At 55.6% G+C, this 5,607-nt stretch carries 3 rRNA genes; all 3 read right to left on the reverse strand.

Going from position 1 to position 5,607, the window contains the following annotated elements:
- Positions 1-5 precede the first annotated feature (5 nt).
- The 3 genes from rrf to DEJ16_RS15395 all read right to left on the reverse strand — a co-directional run bounded on the left by rrf (position 6) and on the right by DEJ16_RS15395 (position 5,386).
- Positions 6-122, reverse strand: a 5S ribosomal RNA gene (gene rrf / locus DEJ16_RS15385).
- 140 nt (positions 123-262) lie between these two features.
- Positions 263-3,391: ribosomal RNA gene (locus DEJ16_RS15390) — 23S ribosomal RNA — on the reverse strand.
- Between the two features lie 473 nt (positions 3,392-3,864).
- Positions 3,865-5,386 (reverse strand): 16S ribosomal RNA (locus tag DEJ16_RS15395).
- Together the 16S, 23S and 5S rRNA genes form the textbook arrangement of a ribosomal RNA operon.
- Positions 5,387-5,607: the final 221 nt, after the last annotated feature.

Here is a 5,607-nt window from a genome sequence, read left to right on the forward strand (position 1 = left end):
AAGAAGTCCGGCGGCGTCCTACTCTCCCACAAGGTCCCCCTTGCAGTACCATCGGCGCTGAGAGGCTTAGCTTCCGGGTTCGGAATGTGACCGGGCGTTTCCCTCTCGCTATGACCACCGGAACAATTTCGACACTCCAACGAGGAAGCTTCGAAACCATTCCGCGCATGCGCGGTGTTCAGTTTCAGTTGTTCCCGATCGTCTGTCGGGAACCACAAAGTGGACGCGAGCCCCACACCCGCAAGGGTGTGGGTAAAAAGTGTGTGTCAAGTCTTCGGCTTATTAGTACCGGTCAGCTCCACGGGTCGTTAGTCCCCGCTTCCACATCCGGCCTATCAACCCAGTAGTCTGCTGGGAGCCTCTCACACTCAAGGTGCATGGAAATCTCATCTCGAAGACGGCTTCCCGCTTAGATGCTTTCAGCGGTTATCCGGTCCGAACGTAGCTAATCAGCGGTGCCCTTGGCAGAACAACTGACACACCAGAGGTTCGTCCATCCCGGTCCTCTCGTACTAGGGATAGATCTTCTCAAATTTCCAACGCGCGCAGCGGATAGGGACCGAACTGTCTCACGACGTTCTAAACCCAGCTCGCGTACCGCTTTAATGGGCGAACAGCCCAACCCTTGGGACCTACTCCAGCCCCAGGATGCGACGAGCCGACATCGAGGTGCCAAACCATGCCGTCGATATGGACTCTTGGGCAAGATCAGCCTGTTATCCCCGAGGTACCTTTTATCCGTTGAGCGACAGCGCTTCCACAAGCCACTGCCGGATCACTAGTCCCGACTTTCGTCCCTGCTCGACCTGTCAGTCTCACAGTCAAGCTCCCTTGTGCACTTACACTCGCCACCTGATTGCCAACCAGGTTGAGGGAACCTTTGGGCGCCTCCGTTACTCTTTGGGAGGCAACCGCCCCAGTTAAACTACCCATCAGGCACTGTCCATGAACCCGATCAGGGTCCTACGTTAGACATCCAAAGTGACCAGAGTGGTATTTCAACAATGACTCCACGAACACTAGCGTGCCCGCTTCACAGTCTCCCACCTATCCTACACAAGCCACTCCGAACACCAATACCAAACTATAGTAAAGGTCACGGGGTCTTTCCGTCCTGCTGCGCGTAACGAGCATCTTTACTCGTAGTGCAATTTCGCCGAGTTCGCGGTTGAGACAGCTGGGAAGTCGTTACGCCATTCGTGCAGGTCGGAACTTACCCGACAAGGAATTTCGCTACCTTAGGATGGTTATAGTTACCACCGCCGTTTACTGGGGCTTAAATTCAGAGCTTCGCCGTGAGGCTGACCCTTCCTCTTAACCTTCCAGCACCGGGCAGGCGTCAGTCCGTATACATCGTCTTGCGACTTCGCACGGACCTGTGTTTTTAGTAAACAGTCGCTTCCCACTGGTCTCTGCGGCCTTCAACGCTCACGGAGTGAATCCGGTCACGTGTCCGGCCCCCCTTCTCCCGAAGTTACGGGGGCATTTTGCCGAGTTCCTTAACCACGATTATCTCGATCTCCTTGGTATTCTCTACCTGACCACCTGAGTCGGTTTCGGGTACGGGCGGCTGCAACCTCGCGTCGATGCTTTTCTCGGCAGCATAGGATCACTGATTTCCCCTTAACGGGTACGCGTCGGATCTCAGGCGTACAGACGACGGATTTGCCTATCGTCAGCCCTACATCCTTACACCAGGTTCACCTTACGGATACCATCGCCTGGCTCAGCTACCTTCCTGCGTCACACCTGTTCATACGCTAACCGCACCAGCATGGGGTCGAGCGTTAGACCGGCCCGTCTCACCCCGAAGGGATCAACAAGTGCCGGGTTAGGACTCTTAGCACCACTGGATTAGCTTGGGCGGTTGTTCGCCGGTACGGGAATATCAACCCGTTGTCCATCGACTACGCCTGTCGGCCTCGCCTTAGGTCCCGACTTACCCAGGGCGGATTAACCTGGCCCTGGAACCCTTGGTCTTTCGGAGGACGGGTTTCTCACCCGTCTTTCGCTACTCATGCCTGCATTCTCACTCGTGTGGCGTCCACGGCTGGATCACTCCGCCGCTTCACTCGCCACACGACGCTCTCCTACCACTCCGCACGACTGAACCACGAAGGCTTGTCTATGTGCGAAATCTACAACTTCGGCGGTGTGCTTGAGCCCCGTTACATTGTCGGCGCGGAATCACTTGACCAGTGAGCTATTACGCACTCTTTCAAGGGTGGCTGCTTCTAAGCCAACCTCCTGGTTGTCTGTGCAACTCCACATCCTTTCCCACTTAGCACACGCTTAGGGGCCTTAGTTGGTAGTCTGGGTTGTTTCCCTCTCGACGATGAAGCTTATCCCCCACCGTCTCACTGCTGCGCTCTCACTCACCGGCATTCGGAGTTTGGCTGACGTCAGTAACCTGTTGAGGCCCATCGGCCATCCAGTAGCTCTACCTCCGGCGAGAAACACGCAACGCTGCACCTAAATGCATTTCGGAGAGAACCAGCTATCACGAAGTTTGATTGGCCTTTCACCCCTATCCACAGCTCATCCCCTCCATTTTCAACTGAAGTGGGTTCGGTCCTCCACGACGTCTTACCGTCGCTTCAACCTGGCCATGGATAGATCACTTCGCTTCGGGTCTAGGACATGCGACTGAATCGCCCTATTCAGACTCGCTTTCGCTACGGCTACCCCACACGGGTTAACCTCGCCACATATCGCTAACTCGCAGGCTCATTCTTCAAAAGGCACGCCGTCACCCCTACAAAGGAGGCTCCGACGGTTTGTAAGCAAACGGTTTCAGGTACTATTTCACTCCCCTCCCGGGGTACTTTTCACCTTTCCCTCACGGTACTTGTCCGCTATCGGTCATCTGGGAGTATTTAGGCTTATCAGGTGGTCCTGACAGATTCACACGGGATTTCTCGGGCCCCGTGCTACTTGGGATACACATCCGGCCATAACACCATTTCGTCTACGGGGCTGGCACCCACTACGGCCCGGCTTTCAAACCGGTTCGACTATGATGCGCTGTAACCGTCCCAGTCCGGCAGAACTGAGCGACGTGTCCCACAACCCCGACCATGCAACGCCCGCCGGCTATCACACATGATCGGTTTAGCCTCATCCGTTTTCGCTCGCCACTACTCACGGAATCACATGTTGTTTTCTCTTCCTGTGGGTACTGAGATGTTTCACTTCCCCACGTTCCCTCTACCCGCCCTATATATTCAGGCGGGAGTCACCAGGTCGACAAGTCGCCTGGCGGGGTTTCCCCATTCGGAAATCCTCGGATCGAAGCTCGATTATCAGCTCCCCGAGGCTTATCGCAGATTTCTACGTCCTTCTTCGGCTCCAGATGCCAAGGCATCCACCGTTTGCTCTTAGAAACTTGACCACAAAGATTAAAATTGCGATCCAACGCCATGTTTCACGCCAACCCGAAAGCCGACGATCATCGATGACGCGAATCTAAAGATGCTCGCGTCCACTGTGTAGTTCTCAACATACGATCGGCACCACACTCCACCAGACACAACGCCTGACCTCATGCAGCCCACCGAAGGACCTTGCGGCCCAACCCCCAACCACCGAACCCGCCTCCAAAAGAGACAACCCGACGATCAGGAAGCCTGGTCCCTCAGGACCCAACAACGTGCACCAGCCAACCCGCTTCCCCCCGACCCGTTCCAACCCAGACACCTCACAAAGAGACACCCGAGCGTACTGAGACCAGAAGACGCGCTCCCGACTGCACTGTCAATGTTCCACCCATGAGCTACCCGTCGGACACGTTCGGTCCGAACCGGGCGCCTGGACCAGCAACCAACCCACCACGACGGTGAGCAGCACTGACCAGATGCTCCTTAGAAAGGAGGTGATCCAGCCGCACCTTCCGGTACGGCTACCTTGTTACGACTTAGTCCTAATCACCGATCCCACCTTCGACGGCTCCTTCCACAAGGGTTAGGCCACCGGCTTCGGGTGTTACCGACTTTCATGACTTGACGGGCGGTGTGTACAAGGCCCGGGAACGTATTCACCGCAGCGTTGCTGATCTGCGATTACTAGCGACTCCGACTTCATGAGGTCGAGTTGCAGACCTCAATCCGAACTGAGACCGGCTTTTTGGGATTCGCTCCACCTTACGGTATCGCAGCCCTTTGTACCGGCCATTGTAGCATGCGTGAAGCCCAAGACATAAGGGGCATGATGATTTGACGTCATCCCCACCTTCCTCCGAGTTGACCCCGGCAGTCTCCTATGAGTCCCCGGCATAACCCGCTGGCAACATAGAACGAGGGTTGCGCTCGTTGCGGGACTTAACCCAACATCTCACGACACGAGCTGACGACAACCATGCACCACCTGTACACCGACCACAAGGGGGCGACCATCTCTGGCCGTTTCCGGTGTATGTCAAGCCTTGGTAAGGTTCTTCGCGTTGCATCGAATTAATCCGCATGCTCCGCCGCTTGTGCGGGCCCCCGTCAATTCCTTTGAGTTTTAGCCTTGCGGCCGTACTCCCCAGGCGGGGCGCTTAATGCGTTAGCTACGACACAGAAACCGTGGAAAGGTCCCTACATCTAGCGCCCAACGTTTACGGCATGGACTACCAGGGTATCTAATCCTGTTCGCTCCCCATGCTTTCGCTCCTCAGCGTCAGTTACGGCCCAGAGATCTGCCTTCGCCATCGGTGTTCCTCCTGATATCTGCGCATTCCACCGCTACACCAGGAATTCCAATCTCCCCTACCGCACTCTAGTCTGCCCGTACCCACTGCAAGCCCGAGGTTGAGCCTCGGGATTTCACAGCAGACGCGACAAACCGCCTACGAGCTCTTTACGCCCAATAATTCCGGACAACGCTTGCACCCTACGTATTACCGCGGCTGCTGGCACGTAGTTAGCCGGTGCTTTTTCTGCAGGTACCGTCACTTTCGCTTCTTCCCTACTAAAAGAGGTTTACAACCCGAAGGCCGTCATCCCTCACGCGGCGTTGCTGCATCAGGCTTTCGCCCATTGTGCAATATTCCCCACTGCTGCCTCCCGTAGGAGTCTGGGCCGTGTCTCAGTCCCAGTGTGGCCGGTCACCCTCTCAGGCCGGCTACCCGTCGTCGCCTTGGTGAGCCATTACCTCACCAACAAGCTGATAGGCCGCGAGTCCATCCCCAACCAAAAAATCTTTCCACCACCAGGCCATGCGACCAGTAGTCATATCCAGTATTAGACGTCGTTTCCAACGCTTATCCCAGAGTCAGGGGCAGGTTACTCACGTGTTACTCACCCGTTCGCCACTAATCACAGGAGCAAGCTCCTGATCATCGTTCGACTTGCATGTGTTAAGCACGCCGCCAGCGTTCGTCCTGAGCCAGGATCAAACTCTCCGTAAAAAATTACAACCAACACCGAAGTGCCAGCGAGTTGATCTTGACTGTTGACTGTCTACTGACAATCTTCAATCCAAAAGGAATTGCTTCATGACCCGACCGGTAAAAACCGACCAGGCACGAGGTCAATAAAATTGGCATTGACAATGTGCACGCTGTTGAGTTCTCAAGGACCAGACGCACTCCCCACTCCACACCACCAGGATGCTTCGCCAGAGAGGCTG

Source organism: Curtobacterium sp. MCJR17_055 (assembly GCF_003224335.1).
In the GTDB taxonomy this organism is placed as follows: Bacteria; Actinomycetota; Actinomycetes; order Actinomycetales; family Microbacteriaceae; genus Curtobacterium.